The 17,627-nt window shown below is 63.3% G+C and carries 14 protein-coding genes; 3 read left to right on the top strand and 11 right to left on the bottom strand.

Features of this window, described 5'->3' with window-relative positions:
- The first annotated feature begins 7 nt into the window (after positions 1–7).
- Together bcsZ and bcsC are read left to right on the top strand one after the other, a co-directional pair.
- Positions 8–1,114, top strand: a complete 1,107-nt coding sequence (gene bcsZ, locus VCJ09_RS14515; protein WP_324730867.1) for a cellulose synthase complex periplasmic endoglucanase BcsZ — start codon at positions 8–10, stop codon at positions 1,112–1,114.
- Entirely contained in the window at positions 1,111–4,560 is a 3,450-nt protein-coding gene (gene bcsC, locus VCJ09_RS14520; RefSeq protein WP_324730868.1) for a cellulose synthase complex outer membrane protein BcsC, read from the top strand. Before bcsZ ends, bcsC begins: the two co-directional genes overlap by 4 nt.
- 256 nt (positions 4,561–4,816) lie before the next feature.
- Here the strand turns inward: bcsC and bcsG are convergent, their stop codons facing one another.
- The 4 genes from bcsG to selD form a co-directional block, all read right to left on the bottom strand.
- Positions 4,817–6,430, bottom strand: coding sequence for a cellulose biosynthesis protein BcsG (bcsG, locus tag VCJ09_RS14525; protein WP_324730869.1), 1,614 nt, complete (start codon positions 6,428–6,430; stop codon positions 4,817–4,819).
- A 218-nt stretch (positions 6,431–6,648) separates the two neighbouring features.
- On the bottom strand, positions 6,649–6,927 hold the full coding sequence (locus VCJ09_RS14530) for a hypothetical protein (RefSeq protein ID WP_324730870.1): 279 nt from the start codon (positions 6,925–6,927) through the stop codon (positions 6,649–6,651).
- A 99-nt stretch (positions 6,928–7,026) separates the two neighbouring features.
- A complete protein-coding gene (mnmH, locus tag VCJ09_RS14535) occupies positions 7,027–8,127 on the bottom strand; it encodes a tRNA 2-selenouridine(34) synthase MnmH (protein WP_324730871.1) in 1,101 nt (366 codons plus the stop codon).
- A complete protein-coding gene (gene selD / locus VCJ09_RS14540) occupies positions 8,127–9,161 on the bottom strand; it encodes a selenide, water dikinase SelD (RefSeq protein WP_324730872.1) in 1,035 nt (344 codons plus the stop codon). The genes mnmH and selD overlap by 1 nt, the downstream gene beginning before the upstream one ends.
- Before the next feature lie 111 nt (positions 9,162–9,272).
- On the opposite strand from selD, the gene VCJ09_RS14545 reads away from it, so the two are divergent.
- Positions 9,273–10,307 (top strand): patatin-like phospholipase family protein, encoded by a 1,035-nt coding sequence (locus VCJ09_RS14545; RefSeq protein WP_324730873.1) that lies wholly within the window; start codon positions 9,273–9,275, stop codon positions 10,305–10,307.
- Between the two features lie 15 nt (positions 10,308–10,322).
- Here VCJ09_RS14545 and VCJ09_RS14550 read toward each other — a convergent pair whose 3' ends face one another.
- From VCJ09_RS14550 to VCJ09_RS14580, 7 genes are all read right to left on the bottom strand, one after another.
- Positions 10,323–11,519 (bottom strand): ABC transporter permease, encoded by a 1,197-nt coding sequence (locus tag VCJ09_RS14550; RefSeq protein WP_324730874.1) that lies wholly within the window; start codon positions 11,517–11,519, stop codon positions 10,323–10,325.
- Entirely contained in the window at positions 11,519–12,733 is a 1,215-nt protein-coding gene (locus VCJ09_RS14555) for an ABC transporter permease (RefSeq protein ID WP_324730875.1), read from the bottom strand. Before VCJ09_RS14555 ends, VCJ09_RS14550 begins: the two co-directional genes overlap by 1 nt.
- Positions 12,733–13,416, bottom strand: a complete 684-nt coding sequence (locus tag VCJ09_RS14560) for an ABC transporter ATP-binding protein (RefSeq protein WP_324730876.1) — start codon at positions 13,414–13,416, stop codon at positions 12,733–12,735. The genes VCJ09_RS14555 and VCJ09_RS14560 overlap by 1 nt, the downstream gene beginning before the upstream one ends.
- Positions 13,413–14,564: an efflux RND transporter periplasmic adaptor subunit gene (locus tag VCJ09_RS14565; RefSeq protein WP_324730877.1), complete on the bottom strand. Its 1,152-nt coding sequence runs from the start codon at positions 14,562–14,564 to the stop codon at positions 13,413–13,415. Before VCJ09_RS14565 ends, VCJ09_RS14560 begins: the two co-directional genes overlap by 4 nt.
- Positions 14,565–14,701: 137 nt before the next feature.
- Entirely contained in the window at positions 14,702–15,784 is a 1,083-nt protein-coding gene (locus VCJ09_RS14570; protein WP_324730878.1) for an AI-2E family transporter, read from the bottom strand.
- Positions 15,785–16,092: 308 nt separating this feature from the next.
- The gene (locus tag VCJ09_RS14575; RefSeq protein WP_324730879.1) at positions 16,093–16,908 is read right to left on the bottom strand and encodes a DUF4892 domain-containing protein; all 816 of its coding nucleotides are present in this window, start codon (positions 16,906–16,908) and stop codon (positions 16,093–16,095) included.
- An 8-nt stretch (positions 16,909–16,916) separates the two neighbouring features.
- Positions 16,917–17,579, bottom strand: coding sequence for a glutathione S-transferase family protein (locus VCJ09_RS14580; protein WP_324730880.1), 663 nt, complete (start codon positions 17,577–17,579; stop codon positions 16,917–16,919).
- Positions 17,580–17,627: the final 48 nt, after the last annotated feature.

Here is a 17,627-nt window from a genome sequence, read left to right on the forward strand (position 1 = left end):
GTGCGTCATGAAGCCCTGGATGGTCATGCTGTTAGTCCTTTCGCCGCTCGGCAATGCCGCGCACGCCGGCTGCCAGTGGCCATTGTGGGAGCAGTTCAAGCAGCGCTTTGTCGATGCCGGCGGACGGGTAATCGACAGCAGCGACCCGCGGGCGATCACCACCTCCGAAGGCCAGGCCTATGCCATGTTCTTCGCCCTGGCAGCCGGCGATCAGCAAACCTTCGAGCGCCTGCTGCGCTGGCTGGAGGCCAACCTGGCCCAGGGCGACCTGCAACGGCACCTGCCGGCCTGGCTCTGGGGGCGCAACCCGGACGGCCAATGGCAGGTACTCGACAGCAACTCTGCGGCGGACGCCGACCTCTGGCTAGCCTATAGCCTGCAGGAGGCCGGCAGACTCTGGCAGCACCCAGATTATTCACGTCTGTCAGCCCGGCAACTGGCACTGATCGAGCACCACGAGGTCGCCCAACTGCCGCAACTCGGGCCGCTGCTGCTGGCCGGAACAGAAGGTTTTACCGGTCAGGATCGCTGGACCCTCAATCCCAGCTATTCCCCCCTGCCCCTGCTGCACAGCTTCGCCCACCGCTACCCGGACAGCATCTGGGCGGCGATGCTCGAACCGACCCAGCGCATGCTCGAAGAAACCAGCGCGCGAGGCTTCGCCCCCGACTGGGTCGAGTGGCATGACGGACAATGGCAGGCGTCACGCAGGAGTGGCTGGCAAGGCAGCTACGACGCCATTCGCGTCTACCTCTGGGCGGGCATGCAAGCGCCGGATCCCGAGGAGGCGGACCGCGTCGTGCAACGCTTTCAGCCGATGCTACGCTATCTACGGCAGCATGAGCGACCACCCCTGCGCGTCGACAGCCTGACCGGCACGGCTGAAGGATATGGCCCACCGGGGTTCTCTGCGGCGCTACTGCCCTTGCTTAGCAGAGCCGCAGAACCGCACTTGCTGCAGGAGCAACTGGCTCGTTTGGCTGCAGAGCCCCTGCAAGAGGACGCCTACTACGACCATGTACTGAGTTTGTTCGGCCAGGGCTGGAGCGAAGGACGCTATCGCTTCTCACCACGCGGAGCATTGCAACCACAGTCATTAGAGGAGTGTTTATGACCAGGCACCTACCGTTTGCCCTGCTGCTGCTGAGCACCAGCGCATATGCCCTCGACGCCGGCGAGGCCCGCCTGCAGTTACTCGAGCAGGTGCGCGCCGGGGAGTCGCGCAACAAGGTGGAGCTGATCGAGGAAAGCCTGTATCGACTGTTCAAACTCAACCCTGACGACCCCGAAGGCCTGGCAGCGCTGATCCGCCTGCAACTGCGCAAGAATCAACTGACGGAGGCCCAGGCCACCCTCGAACACCTGAACCGCAGCGCCCCCGACAGCGAGTCCCTGGTGCTGGCCCGCCTGCTCTTGGCGATCAACGAGCCTGAGGCCAAGGAACGCCTACAGCAGGCTCGCCTGCTGGCGCGCGCGGGCCGCCCCGAGGAAGCGTTGGTGATTTATGACAGCCTGTTCAAACCCGGTTTTCCCAGTAGCGATCATGCCCTCGAATACTGGCAGACCCTGGCCAAGACCCCACAAGGCCAAGACCGGGCCAAGCAGGGCCTGGAACAGCTGGTTGGGCAATACCCGCACAGCAGCAATATCCGCCTGGCCCTCGCCAGTCAGCGCCTGGCTAGCGACCCCTACAGCGAGGCGGCCCATGCCGATCTGGAACAGTTGGCCAGCGACCCCTATGCCCGCGCGGGCGTGGCCAGGGTCTGGCAAGACCGACTCGAACGGCTGCCGGTCAATGAGCGCAGTGCCGCCCTCTGGCGCCGCTACCTCAAGCAATACCCGGAGGCCGACGAAGTTGCCAGACAATCCCTGGCCGAACAGGAACAGTTGCTCGCCAACCCCTCCTTCCAGGCCAAACAGCGCGCCCTGAGCAAGCTCGACAGCGGCTCGCCGGCGTACTCGGCCATCGAGCGCGACCTGCAACTGGCGCTCAAGGGTTTTCCAACTGATTCACAAACCCTCGGCGCGCTGGGTCTGCTGCGCCAGCGCCAGGGCCGACAACAGGAAGCCCTGGCCCTGTATGAACGGGCCCGCAACCACGAGGAAAACATCGACAACCTGGGCAAGTGGCAAACCTTGATCGGTGAGTCACGCTTTTGGGCCACCCTCAAGGAAGCCGACGCAGCCCTCGACCAGGACCAGCTCGAGCGCGCCGAGCAGCTGTACCGGCAGGCGGCCAAACTAAAACCCGGGGCAACCGAACCCCTCAACGGCCTGGGTCACATCCAGGCCAAGCGTAACGACATCAGCGGCGCCGAACGCCACTACCAAGCAGCATTGAGTCGCGACAGCAACAACCTTGCGGCCAAGCGCGGCCTGATCAACCTGTACAGCGCCAGCCAACCCGAACGCGCACGCGGCATCGCCGCCACCTTGCCGGTCGACCAGCGCCAGCGCTTCGAACCCGAGCTGAACCGCCTGCAGGCCGCCCAACTGACGACTCAGGCCCAGCAACACGCCGATCAACAGCGCTGGGCTAGCGCCAAACATTTGCTCGACCAGGCCTTGAACCTGCAACCGGACAACCCCTGGATCGCCTACGACCTGGCCAAGGTCCGCGTTCAACTCGGCGATACCAAGGCCGAGCAGAGCTTCGCCGGCCTGTTGCGCCGCGCGCCATACGACCCCGTAGCGCGCTATGCCCACAGCCTGTTCCTGGCCAGCCAGGATCGCTCCCAGCAAGCCCTGGACAGCCTGGCCAAGGTGCCCAGCAGCAAGTGGGACGACGACATGCGTGCCCTGGATCGGCGCTTGCGCTTCGGCCAGACAATGAGTCATGCCCGCCAGATGCATGCCCAGGGCCACCCGCAGGCGGCCAGCGACTACCTCACGCTGCAGCAACGCCAATTTCCCGAGGAGGTTGCCATCCCCCTGACGCTCGGCGAATGGGCCGAGCAACGTGGCGACCGCGTGGAAGCGGAGCGCCAGTTCCGCCTGGCCCAGCAACTCGAACCGCACAACAGCGAAGCCGAACTCAGCCTGATCGAACTGGCCCAGCAGCGCCGCGATGCCGATGTACGGCAGCGCCTCTCAGCGTTCACTCCAGCCGCACCTTCGCCCAGCCAGCAACGGCGGATCGCCAACCTCTGGCTGCAACTCGGCGAACAGGCCAAGGCCGAACACACCATGGCCCAGGCCCGGCTAGCCGCCCCACAAGACCCCTGGATCTGGCGCGACAGTGGCCGCCTGGCACTGGCCGGCGGCCAACCCGAGCAAGCCCTGGCGGCCTACCGCGAGGCCATGCGTAGCAGCGGCATCAGCCTGGCGCCGGAGGATGCCCTGGCCTTCACCAGCAGCACCCGGGCCAATGACGAAGACGACTGGCTCAAGCGCAGCATCCGTAGCGACTCCGCCGAGCTCTACCTGCGCCAGGCGCCCACCGCCACCGTGCAATACAGCTACCTGGAAAGCCAAGGCACACCGGGTTTCTCCGACCTGCAGGCCGGCTACCTGATCGCCGAAGTCGCGCAACCGCTGAGCAGCGGCCGAGGTTTCCTGCGCGCCGAGCAAGTGACCCTGGATAACGGCAGATTTGACAACCTGCTCGACGCCGACGACTTCGGCAGCGTGCTCATCTGCCAGCAACGCGGTGAAGCCTGCAACCAGGGCGATCGCCACCAGCGCGAACAAGGCACTGCGCTGGCCATGGGCTGGCGGGGTGAACGCCTGGAGTGGGACATCGGCACCACCCCACTTGGCTTCCCGGTGGAGGATGTGGTCGGCGGTATACGCTTCAGGGGCGACCTGGCCAAACTGGGCTGGACTCTGGACGTCTCACGGCGCGCCCTGAACAACTCGCTGCTGTCCTTTGCCGGTACCGAGGACCCACGCACCGGCGAAACCTGGGGCGGCGTGCGCGCCAATGGCGTTCGTCTTGGCCTGAGCTACGACGAGGGCGGCAGCTATGGCATCTGGTCGAGCCTGCAGGCACACCGCCTGACCGGCAAGAACGTGGAGGACAACGACCGCTACCGGTTGATGGCCGGGGTCTACTTCCGGATCATCGAGGAGCCCGACCGGCGCCTGCGCATCGGCGGCAACGCCATGTACTGGCACTACCAGAAAGACCTCAGCGGCTACACCCTCGGTCACGGCGGCTACTACAGCCCACAGCAGTACCGCTCGCTCTCGGTGCCGGTCAACTATGCCCAGCGCTGGGGCGACTGGTCGATCTACGCCGAGGCGTCAACCGGCTTCTCCTGGTCGCGCACCGACGACTCGCCCTACTTCCCGACCCGCAGCGACTTGCAAAGCGAAGCCGGCAACCCGATCTTCGAGGGCGGCCGCAGCAGCGGCTTCAGTTATCGGTTCAGTTTCTCGGCGGAACGGCGGCTGAGCCCGAACTGGTTCGTCGGTGGCCTGCTCGGCATGGAGCGCTCGCTGGGCAGCGACTACGAGCCGCGCGGCGCCCTGCTCTACCTGCGTTACAGCTTCGACCCCTGGAATGGCGACCTGAAGATGCCAGCGGAACCCCTGGAGGAATACGCCCAGTTCAACTGAGCACAACGCAACAGTAACAAGCCGCATCACGCCAGTGACGCGGCTTGTTTTGGGCTATGTCTCAGTTAGATGTTGGCAGCGCTGATGGCTGTAGAGCCTCGGTTTTTCCGGGGGAGTTGCGCAGCGGCGTAACCCACCATTGATGCCGTAAGACCGCACCATTGCCGGCCTAACGGCCGGGTGGCAGGTTACGCCTTCGGCTAAAACACCCTACCCAAGACCTTGCAACACATAACTGAAACAGAGCCTTGTTTTTTCAGTGTTGCGGATAAGGGATCCAGCTTTGGTTCTCCATGCGCAGGTAATGCTCGTTGTGCAGGCGCACCATTACACTGCCCTCGTTCTCCGCCACCACCACGTCCAATTGCGGAAGGTCGTGGGTCACACTGAGCAGGTCGAAGTCGGCATTGCGGTAGGCCTCGCCATCGACCAACCGTGCGATCAGCTCGGACAAGGCCTGATAGCTGCTCGGCGCCTGGATATGCAGCGACTGCTGCGGCAATTGCGCCTTGGCATTGATCAGCTTGAGCCCGGCCGGAATGTGGGTAACCGTCGGGCTGGGAATCTCGCGCATGCCCTTGACCTGCATCAGATCACCGCGCAGGGCCGCACCATGCTCGGCGACTATGACCAGCAGCACGGGTTTGGCAGAGGCCTGCAAATGCTCGATGAAGCTGTCGAGGTCATCCAGCACCTGACGCAAACTGGTCGTGTAGTCGGCGCTGACGGCCTTGCCGGTGGCCTTGTCCACCCGACGATTGCCATCGTGCAAGGTGCTGGAGTTGTAGAACAATGCCTCGCGCGGCGAGCCTGAACTCAGGCGCTGCTGCCACCACCGCGTCAGCACTTCCTGATCACGATAAATGGGCCAGCCGTCGAATCCGGTCAATGCCGGGCGTAACTCGCCGAGTGGGTTGGCCACCGCTTGTAGGCGGCCACCGTCACGCAACAACCCGAGCAGGTTGTCGAAGTGACCGGTGTGGTTGAGCAGGAAGCCATCGGTGTAACCCAGTTGCTTGAGGTTTTCGAACAGGAAGCATTGCTTGGCCGCGGGGCGATACAAAGCGGCATTCGACGTCTGGCCACAACTGGCGCGCAACAAGCGCAGCACTGCCGGGCCGCTGTAGGTGGCCGCGGAGTTGAAATCATCGAAGAGGATATCCATCTTGGCCCACAATGGATGTTGGCGCATGCCTGACTCCTCAAGATCATCCCAGGCCAGGGAGCAGATATTCAACATCAGCACATCAACGGGTACGGCATCGGCCGCCAGCTCGCTGGGGAATTGCGTAACCTGCTGCCCCTGGCTCGCATAAAAGTCGTCCAGGGCCGCGTTCAAAAAAGCATCATCGATTACCGCAGGCACCACATCGCCGGCCATGGGAGCGATGCTTGCGGGGGTCGTCAGCAGCACCGGAACGGCCCCCTGCCGTGGCACGAACAGTTGGGCATTACCCACCACCAGCACCAGCACCAGGGCCACCACGGTAAAGCTGGTGACCCGGATCCACTGGCTGACGAACAGGTAACCGACCAGCAGGATCAACCCCGCGGCGAGCCAGGTTGGATTGATGAAGCGCCCCAGCAACTCCAGCATGTAGTCAGGACTGAACTGGCTGACCTTGGCTGAACTGGCGATCAGACGGCTGAACGGCGGCAGCCAGCTGTCGTAATAATACAGCGCGACCCCCAGCGGAATGGCGAGCACATGGCGCAGCCGATGCAGCCATTGCGGCGGCAAAGGCAACAGCAGGAAAGCGGCGAAAGCCAGATTCTCCAGGGCATGAAAATTCAGCTGGCCATACCAGAGCAAAACCAGCTTGGTGATGAAGTAGAAGTTCCACACGCCCAGACCACGCCAGGAACTCATGGCAGCTGGTGACGCCAAAGCACTGCCTTGCTGCATAGCCAACCCTCAAGTAGTCAATGCTGCTGCATGCGGTTCTTGCGCTGCATCGCCCTAGCGAGCAGAACCGGCATCATGCGTTAAGCATTGCTGCTGATTGGCAAAAGGCAAATGCCGATTGGCTTTTGATCGAGTTTATACGGGGGGTTTGAGGCGGTCGCTGGCGCAACCGCCTGGAGGGTCTAACGGCCGGCGCGCGACTCGCGAATGTAGAAACGCGCCCGCTCGGACTTGCTGGTGCAGCCCTTGTAGGCTTCGAATTGCTGCTGGGTTTTCGCCGCGGTCAGCAGCGACAGGGCTTTGGAGTAGCTCACGGTGCCGGTAAAACCTTCGGCCTTGGCCAGATCCAGCTCGGCCCAGGCCGCATTCAGTTGATTGGCGCAACTATCGCGATAGGCGGTTTTTCCGGCACAACCGGCCAGCACCAGGGCGATCATCGGTAGCAAGATCCAGGCTTTCATGTTGCGCACTCCTTGATATCGGGAAACAACTAGAGATCGATGATGCAATATGACGACCGCAGGGCGGAAAAGTGCCTGCACTCGTCAACAATGACCCTATTAAGAATGGCTGCGCTGACGTAGAAACGCCACTACGTCTGCCTGCTCGCCCACAAACTCGATTCGCCCGGCCTTGTTCTCGCGCTGGAAGGCATACATGGGATCGTAATACTCGACCAGCAGCGCTTCGATCCAGCCGCGGTGCAGATCCACCACGCCTTGGCTCTGCTGCTCCAGCAGGGCTTGATCCATGATCGCCGCCAGACGCTGGTAACGTTCACCACCCAGACGCTTGAGGATGTTCGCCAGACTCTGCTGCAGTTGCTCGGCGAAGGCCTTGAAGCCCTCCTCCGCGCCATGTAAGGCGATGAATTCGGCACACAGGTCGATTACGTAATCCTTGAGAATACGCTCGACCCGGCCCGCCAGGCTGTCTTCCAGCCAGATCAGGGGGAACTCCTGCATGCCCTGGTAGAGTTCCAGCGGCAGGGCGCTTTTGCCGATGATGCGGCCCTCATCCTCGAGCACGAATTGCTCGATGCCCGTCGCGCGTTTTTTCAGAATGTCGATGGCCAGGGCATTTTCGAAGTCAATCTGCGCCGGCTGGACAGTGACGCGCTTGCCGAAGCTGGAGCCGCGATGATTGGCATGCCCTTCCAGATCCAGGCTGTTGTCGAGTTGGGCGATCACCTCGGTCTTGCCGGTGCCGGTCATGCCGCCGACCAGAATGAAGTCGCACTGCGCCGTCGCCTGCAGGGTGGTTTCCAGGAGGAAGGTACGCATCGCCTTATAGCCGCCGATCACCCGCGGGTAGTCGATGCCCGCCTCGCTGCTCAGCCATTGCTGGACGATCTGCGAGCGCAGACCGCCGCGAAAGCAATACAGATAGCCCTCGGGATTGGCCCTGGCGAAGGCCGCCCAAGCCTCGATCCGTGCGGCCTTGACGTCCCCACTGACCAATTGATGACCCAGTTCGATGGCGGCCTGCTGGCCGCGCTGTTTGTAACAGGTGCCGACTCTCTGCCGCTCGTCGTCGTCCATCAGCGGCAGGTTGCGCACGCCGGGGAAGGCGCCCTTGGCGAATTCCACAGGAGCCCGGGCATCCATCATTGGCGTGTCGTTGAGAAACAACTGGCGATAGTCGCTACTGTTGTCACGCATCACAGCACCTCGACGGCGTAACGTTGTCGCTCGAGCAGCTGGCCAATCGGCTCGAGCGCCAGATCCAGTTCGGCGGCGAGCGCCAGGAACTCCGCTTCGCCCTCGGCGGTCACCGCAATCAGCAAGCCGCCGCTGGTCTGCGGGTCGCACAGCAGAAGTTTGTACAGTTCGGGTAGCGGCGCAACCTTCTCGCCGTAACTGTCGAAGTTACGCTGGGTACCACCCGGCACACAGCCCTGTTCCAGGTAGTACTCGACGCTGGCCAGACGCGGCACTTTGGCGAACTCGACGCGTGCGGTCAGGCCGCTGCCGTCGGCCATCTCGAGCAGATGCCCGAGCAGGCCGAAGCCGGTGACATCGGTCATCGCAGTCACCCCGGCGAGCTTGCCGAAACGGCTGCCCGGTTTGTTCAGCGTGCACATCCAGTCGCGCGCCAGGCCGACATCCTCGCTGCGCAGCTTGGCCTGTTTCTCCGCGGTAGTGAGGATGCCGATGCCCAGAGGCTTGCTCAGGTACAGCTTGCACCCCGCCGTGGCGGTGTCATTGCGCTTCATATGGCGTTTTTCCACCAGGCCGGTGACGGCCAGGCCGAAAATCGGCTCGGGCGCATCGATCGAGTGTCCGCCCGCCAGCGTAATACCCGCTTGGTCACACACCGCACGGGCACCGCGAATTACCTCACGGGCGACTTCCGGGGCCAGTACATTGACCGGCCAGCCGAGAATGGCGATGGCCATCAGCGGGTCGGCGCCCATCGCATAGATGTCGCTGATCGCGTTGGTCGCGGCGATCCGGCCAAAGTCGAAGGGATCGTCGACGATCGGCATGAAGAAGTCGGTGGTCGACACCACCCCGCGCTCTTCGTCGATGGCGTAGACCGCCGCATCGTCACGCGAGGTATTGCCGACCCACAGCTTGGGGTCGAGATTCTGCGCACCACTGCCAGCCAGGATCACTTCCAGCACCTTGGGGGAAATCTTGCACCCGCAGCCAGCGCCGTGGCTGTACTGGGTCAAACGGATCGGCTCGCTCATGCATTTTCACTCATATCGTCGACAGGCGGCGGCATTCTAGCAAATGTGGCCTTGGCTCCAGTGATCGCCACGCGTATCTTGATAAAACAATGCGTTACGGGGGATTAATAGATGACTCAACGGGTAGCGCTGGTCTTGGGGGCGGGGGGCGCGCGCGGTTACGCGCACATTGGCGTAATCGAAGAGCTGGAGGCGCGTGGCTATGAGATCGCCTGCATCGCCGGCTGCTCCATGGGCGCGGTGGTCGGTGGCATCTACGCCGCCGGCAAGCTCAAGGAGTACCGCGACTGGATCCAGAGCCTGGATTACCTGGACGTGCTGCGCCTGCTCGATGTCAGCTTCCGCCTGGGCGCCATTCGCGGCGAGAAGGTGTTCGGCAAGATCCGCGAGATCCTTGGCGAGATCAATATCGAGGATCTGCCGATTCCCTTCACCGCGGTCGCCACCGACCTGACCAATCAACAGGAGATCTGGTTTCAGGAGGGCTGCCTGCATAAGGCCATGCGCGCCTCGGCGGCGATCCCCAGCCTGTTCACCCCGGTCATCCAGGGCAAGCGCATGCTAGTCGACGGCAGCCTGCTCAATCCGCTGCCAATCGTGCCGGTGGTCTCCAGCCACTGCGACCTGATCATCGCGGTCAACCTCAACTCGAACAACCAGCGCCACTACCAATTGCCGACAATCGAACGGCATCCGGTACTGAAAGAGCGTTTTGACGTGATGATGGCCACACTCGGCTCGCGACTGCCTTCGCTGCGCCGCAAGAGTGGCAACGCCGATGAACTCTTGCTGATGGAAGAGCGCAAGGTTGCCGAGCAATTCGATCCCTGGTTGCAGAACGCTGACGAGCCTGAACCGGCACAAGCCACCGAGGCGGCTGCACAGGCCACACCGAAATCGGCCAACGACTCCCACATCGCCGACATCAGCGGCCCTGCATCCTTGCTGGAAGTGATCAACCAGAGTTTCGAGGTCATGCAGACCTCGCTGGCACAGTACAAGATCGCCGGCTATCCGCCGGACATCCTGATCAACGTGCCTAGGCGCGCCTGTCGCTTCTTCGAGTTCCACAAGGCTCCAGAACTGATCATGCTCGGTCGGCAGATCGCTCGCGACACCTTGGACAAGTACGAGCAAGACAACTAGGCGAACTGCCCCGGGCTATTCGCTGCGCAGCGCCTCGACCGGATGCATGCGCGCGGCCCGGCGGGCCGGAGCGATACCCGCGAGAACCCCGACCACCCCAGCCAGCAGCAGAGCCAGGAACAGGAACAGCGGCTGCAGGCTGAGCGGCAAACCGGGCACCCCCAGGTGCAAGCCGACGAGCAATAGTCCAACCAACAGCAGGCCAAGCACGCCGCCTAGCAAGGACAGCAGCAGCGCCTCGCCGAGAAACAAGCCAAGCACTTGGCGTGGCGAGGCGCCAATGGCGCGCAGCAGGCCGATCTCCGCGGCGCGTTCGGCCACGGTAGTGGTCATGATGGTAAGGATACCCACCGCCCCAACCAACAGGGAGATACCGCCGAGGGCGCCGACGGCGACCGTCAGGCTCGCGAGGATCCGATCGAGACTGCGCAGCATGTCGTCCTGGGTGGTGAGGCTGAAGTCCTCGCTGCCGTGACGCTCGATCAGCAGTTGGCGAATTTTTTCGCTGAGCGCCAGGGAGTGGGTGGCGGCGCTGAACACCACGTTGATCTTCGCCAGCCCGCTGCGATTGAACAGGCTTTGCGCCCAGTCGGCCGGGATATAGGCAATGTCGTCGACGTCAAAGCCGAGCAACTGGCCCTTCTTTTCCATCACTCCAATCACGCGGAAACGCGTACCGCCAACGCGAACCAGCTCACCCAGCGGGTTGGCTTCGCCGAATAGCTCCAGGCGCAACCTGTGGCCAAGCACCACGTAGGGCGGCGAGCGGCCACCACGCGCTTCTGGCAGGAACTGCCCGAGCGCCAGTTTGAAGCGCCAGGCCTGGGCCATCTGATAACCGCAACCGAGCACCCCGGTATGGCGGCTGCGGGCGCCGAACTGGATATCGCCATTACCCTGAATAATCGGCACCACCGCCTCGACATGGGGCAATCCACGCAGGGCGTCGGCATCGGCGATGCTCAGCGGCCGCACACTGCTGAGCAGACCACCGAGCCCGCTGGTGCGGATCATGCCCGGGCGGATCGAAATGTTACGCGAGCCGAACTGGGCGAAGTTGTCCAGCACATAGCCGCGCAAGCCTTCGCCGATGGAGGTGAGCAGCGTCACTGCGGCGATACCAATGGCCACGCCAAGTAGCGTCAGCAGGCTGCGCAGTGGCCGGCTGAGCAACGCCGAGCAGATCAGCCTCAGGCCATCACGCAGTTGCATCAGCGCGTTCCTCCGGCTGGCCGTAGTGCCACTACCGGGGCCATCGCGGCAGCCCGACTGGCCGGCAGCCAGGCGAACAACAGCGCGCAGAACAGCGCCAACGCCAGCCCGCTAAGCCTGGCCCACCAGGGTGCATAAAACCCGACATGCAGCGCTTCGCGGCCGAGCCAGAGAGCCCCCTCACCGAGCAACAAGCCGCCCAGGGCTCCGACCAGAGCGAGCAGCAGTGCCTCGCCGAGAAACAACAGACGCACCTGGCCGGCCGTGGCACCGATGGCCTTGAGCAGACCGATTTCTGCGGTCCGCTGGCTAACCGAAATCCAGGTGACGTTCATGATCAGAATGCCCGCCACCAGCAGACTGATGGCGGCGATCCCGCTCACGGCCAGCGTGAGCGTCGCGAGGATGTCATTGAAGGCAACCAGCATGCTGTCCTGACTGATCAGGGTCACGTCCTCCTTACCCTCGTGGCGCGCCTTGAGGGTAGCGAGAATCTGCTGCCTGCTGATCGCCAGGAACGCCGGGCCGCGCACCTCGACGAACACCCGTAGCAAACCTTCGCGATCGAACAGCGCCTGGGCACTGGCCACCGGAATAATCAGCAGCTCGGCGAAGTCCATGCCCAAGGACTCGCCCCGCTCGGCCAGTATGCCGATCACGCGAAAGCGCCGGTCGCCCGCGCGCAACCATTCGCCGAGGGCCGGACGGGCACCGAACAGTTCTCGGCGCAACCTGGCCCCGATCACGCAGACTGCGTCGGCCTGACCCGGATCGAGTGCCGGCAGCGGTTGGCCATGGGCGACCTCGAGCTGGCGGATGGCGAAAAACTCGCGGGTGCTGCCGACAATCAGCGCCTCGCGACTACGGTTGTCGACGCTCACCTGCGCCTGTCCGACCTGCAGCGGCGCAACCCGCCAGACATGGGGCAAACGGCCAATGGCCTGGGCGTCCTGCACCGTCAGGTCGCGCGGAGCCATGCCGGTGATTGGCGGCATGCCGCCACTGGTCTCGTTGCGCCCGGGCAAGATGATCAAGGTGTTGCGTCCGAGCAGGGCAAACTCGCTGAGCACGTAGCTGCGTGCGCCCTCACCGAGGCCGGTGAGGAGAATCACCGCAAGTACCCCAATGCCGATAGCCAGCAACAGCATCGCACTGCGCGAACCGTGCCCGCGCAGGGCGCCGAGCCAGAGCCCCAGGGCATCGATGCCGCGCATCAGGCCGGCTCCAACTGCGCCTCATCGACAATGCGTCCATCGCGCAGCCTGAGCTGACGATGGGCACGCGCCGCATGCTGGGCATCGTGGGTCACCACGATCAGGGTCAGGCCCTCGGCATTGAGCTCCTCCAACAACGTGAACACCTCGCCGCCGGCATGGCTGTCGAGGTTGCCGGTGGGTTCGTCGGCTAACAAAAGTGCCGGCTGCATAACCATCGCCCGGGCGATGGCGACCCGCTGGCGTTGCCCGCCCGACAGCTCGCCCGGCCGATGCTTGAGGCGATTGCCGAGCCCTAGCCGCTCCACCAGCTCGCCACTGCGCTGGCGCCGCAGGTTCGGCGCGATGCCCGCGAGCAGCATCGGCAACTCGATATTCTCCTGCGCGGTCAACCGCGGGATCAGGTGGTAGGACTGGAACACGAAACCGATCATACGACTGCGCAATTCGGCACGACGTGCCTCGCTGAGCGCCGCCGTCGGCTCGCCGTCGAGCCAATACTCGCCGGAATCGGGCGCATCCAGCAGGCCAAGGATGTTGAGCAGCGTCGACTTGCCCGAACCGGACGGCCCCATCACGGCCAGGTAATCGCCCGAACGAATGTCCAGCTGCAGCGCATTCAGCCCCATGACTTTCTGCTCGCCGGCCTGGAAGCAACGCGTCAACCCGCGCAGACGGATCATCGTAACGGCTCCGCGGTGTTGCTCGAGATCACCGCGACCCCATCCTTGAGTCCGTCCTGGTTGAGGCTGGCGAGGATGTGCTCACCCTCCGCCAAGCCGCCCAGCACCTCGGTCCAGCGCCAGTTGGCCAGACCGGTATTCAGCGCCACTTCGTTGAGCAACCCGGTTCCAGAGTCGTAACGCAGTACCCGGCGCCCCTCCAGCAACGTTTCGGTCGGGATGCGCAGGCTGCCGGCACTCTGCTCCAACAGAATTTCCACATCGGCGCTGTAACCGGTGAGCAAGGCCACATCAACCGGTAACTGGACGAAGCGCACCTCGACATTGACGGTCCGCGCCTGTTTCTCCAACTCGGTTATGAATGGTGCAATGCGGCTCACCTGACCGGCGAAATGGCGCCCGCGGAAGGCGTCCAGGCTGATGCGTACCGACATGCCGATGCTCACGCGTCCGGCATCTACCTCGTCGATCGGCGCCTCGACATACAGACAACTGTCATCGATCAGATCCACCGCCGGCGGCGTGGGAATCCCCGGCGGTGACGGGGTGACGAACTCGCCCAGTTCGCCATTGATCTGCGCGACTATGCCGGAGAACGGTGCGCGCAGGGTGGCTTGATCGAGCAGCGAACGCTGCAACGCCAGATTGGCTTCGGCCTCGCGGATCAGCGTAGCGCTGGAGGTGCACACCAGCTGCGCCAGATGCGCCTTGGTTTCGGCCTGGTCCAGGCGGTCCGCGGAAGCCAACTGGCGCTCCGCCAGATGGCGCAGGCGCTGATAATCGCGCTGACCCAGGCCGGCACTGCGGCAACGTTGCTCACGGGCATTGCGCTTGTCCTCGAGGCGCGCTTCGGCTGCCTGCACCCGAGCCAGTAGGTCATCCTGACGCAGCCGCATCAAGACCTCGCCAGCTTGCACCTGCTGCCCTTCCTCGACCAGCAACTCACTGACCTGCCCGCCAGTATTGAATGACAGGCGCGACCGTCGGCAGGACTTCAGCGTACCGGCACGGGTATTGGCCACCAACGTTTCCACTGGTCCGCGTTCGACCGCATAGAGCTGAACCGGCATCGGCTGGGGTTGGTTCCACCACCAAACAAACGTCAATAAACCAGCTGACACTACAAGCGTGATCAATAGGCTGCGCATATGTGCCTCTATTTTGACACCATCAGCTTGAGCCTAGGTCAGCTAGAGGCACTCAACAACGCAAGGGGATGCTATTGGTCGCTTGATAAATATTCTTAACCCCAAAAGGGCGCATACGCAGCGATGAAGCAGCGCTGCTAGCCCAGTCGCTCCGCTGGCGGCAGGTTATCGCTCGGCGGCTTGGCCGGCGTTTTATCCGCCACCCAGTCGCCGAGCAGGCTGTAGGCCACCGCGAGCAAGGTCGGGCCGAGGAACAGGCCCATGAAACCGAAAGCCAGAATGCCGCCGAACACCCCCAGCAAGACCACTACTAGCGGCAGGTTGCCGCCGCGGCTGATCAGGTACGGCTTGAGGATGTTGTCCACGCCGCTGATCACGAACACGCCCCAGATACCGAGAAATATGGCAAAACCATATTCACCCTGAGTGAACAACCAGGCAGTCGCCGGCACCCAAACCAGCGGCGGCCCCATGGGGATCAGGCTGAGCACGAAGGTGAGGATGCCGAGGATCAGCGCCCCTGGAACGCCAGCAATATAGAACCCGATCAGCGCCAACAGCGCCTGCGCCGCTGCTGTGCCGATGACGCCGTTGACCACCCGCTGCACGGTGCCGGCAACCAGCTCCAGATAGTGCTCGGCGCGCTCGCCGATCAGACGTTCGAGCAGGCTGCGGGCGAACTCTGCCAGGCGTGGCCCGTCGCGGTAAAAAAAGAACACCAGCACCAGGCTCAGGGCCAACTCCAGCACGCCACCGCCAATTTGCGCACTACGCGCCAATAACCAATTGCCGACCTGACCGAGATAAGGCTTGAGGGTGGCGAAAAACGCCGCGCCCTGCTGGTCAATGGTCTGCCAGAACCCCAGCAGGCTCTCGCCCACCAGCGGGATCTGCACCAACCAGTCCGGCGCTGGCGGCAGGCCGGTGACTTGGTAACCCTTGAATAGCGCCGTAGCATCGCCGACATGCTCGGCCAGGTTGAACCCCAGCATCACCAGGGGCACCGCCACCAAGCCAATCCAGCCCAGGGTCAACAGTCCGGCCGCAGCAGTTTGCCGGCCATTGAGCAAACGGGTCAGCCCGCGCATCAGCGGCCAGCTGGCGAAGGACAGCACTGCCGCCCAGAATAGCGCCGAGCCGAACGGCGCAAGCACCCACAGGCTCGCGCCGAGTAGCCCGAGGAGCAAAATCTGCACCAGCAAGCGGTCGTTATTAAGCATTCTTGCAACTCCGCAACAGTGAGAAACGACGCCAGGAGCCTGTCGGACTTGACCGTCCGTAGCGAGGGGAAGTTCGTGGTCCGACAATTCGGCCTGAGTCAGTTTTGCTGATCTTTCAAGGCGAGTAGCGAGCTACTTAACGAGAAAGAGCAGCAAAAATGGGCAAATCCGGTTTTCCGCAGTAGGCCAGCGTTAAGTCTGACAGGCTCCTAGACCCTGCACCTCAGGTGCAGGGTCTAGTCAGCAGGCCATTACCGGATGGCGGGGGCACGGCCAACGCGCGCCTTCACGGCGGGCTTGGCGGGCGCTCAGCGCAACAGGTTGATGCGCAGACCTGCAACCGCGGCATCGCCCAACTCCAGTCGCGCGGCCCTGACCCGCTGTTCGACCAGCGCCTGGCGCCAGGCTTCTGCCTGGGCGCCAGACAGGCTAACGCGCAAGGTGCTGTCGAGGTTGAGGCTGCGTGCCAGCAATGCCACCCAGGCTTCGCTGGGCTCGGCCTGCTTCGGCAGGCGCAACTCGCCACCGTCCTTCAACTGGCGGAACAAGGTGGCCGGCGTTGGTAACACTTCGGCCAGCGGTGTATTGGCCTCCAGCAGCTCGACATGCAAATAGGCGCGTTTATTGCCCCGCGTGATGCTGTAGAGCGCCAGCAAGCTATCCTGTCGCGGCTCGGCCAAGCGCATCAGCACGTAGGCCTGCTCGTCATCGGAGCCATACAGGATGCGATTGCCGAATACCGCATTGGCCCACAGGCTACTCGACCCACACTCACGGGCCTGACACCAGTAGAGCAGCTCGGCATCCTGCGCCTGCAACGCTTCGCGGGCAGCGGTGAACACGTCATCGGCCGCATGGGTAGACGGTAACTCGTACGTCAGCGAAGTGAGCTGCCCTTGCGTCGCCACTTCGCGCTCGTAGCGCAGGCGGCCACTGATACGCCGAATCGAACCTTGCGGGTAGATTCGCTCCTGCTCGGCGACTTCGCTAAAACTGACGATCTGACTACCGGGAAAACGCGGCAGCACCTCGAGATCGCGGCTACCGGCAACATCCGCGGCAGATACAGCTGCCGCCATGGCAGCGCTTACCAATACCCCACCCAACAGACTGAAGCAACGCATACGAGCCCTCACTGGATCAGCATCGACTGGGCGGCTTTTAGCGCCGTGTCGTCAAGCACTTCGCGGCGCGGCAACAAGATACCGCGCTGCACCGCCGGGCGGCTCTCGAGTGCATCGATCCAGCGCTGCACGTGCTCCAGCCCCTCGATCGAGACCCCCGACCAGTCATGGATGCTCACCCAAGGGTAGGTGGCGATATCGGCGATGCTGTAGTCGCCGGCCAGGTATTCGGCCTCACCCAGGCGTCTGTCCAGGACCTCGTAGAGGCGCCGGGTTTCGTGCTGGTAACGGTCGATCGGACCTTGCAGCTTCTCCGGAAAATAACGGAAGAACACATTGGCCTGTCCCTGCATCGGGCCGACGCCACCCATCTGGAACATCAGCCACTGCAGCACCAGCGAGCGGCCCTTGAGGTCCTGCGGCAGCAGTTGGCCGGTCAGCTCGGCGAGGTAGATCAGAATGGCGCCGGACTCGAACACGGCGAAGTCGCCGTTATCGCGGTCGACGATGGCCGGAATCCGCCCATTGGGGTTGATCTTGAGAAACTCCGGGGTCTTCTGCTCTTTGCGCTCGAAACTCAACTCATGCAGGCTGTAGGGCAGCTGCAATTCCTCGAGCCCAATGGACACCTTGTGGCCATTGGGGGTCGCGGCGGTATAAAGGTCGATCATGCGATTCTCCATTGCAATCGGCCACACCTTCCCCAGTTGCCTTTGGCA

The sequence above is a fragment of the Pseudomonas paeninsulae genome, assembly GCF_035621475.1.
GTDB classification, from domain to species: Bacteria; Pseudomonadota; Gammaproteobacteria; order Pseudomonadales; family Pseudomonadaceae; genus Aquipseudomonas; species Aquipseudomonas paeninsulae.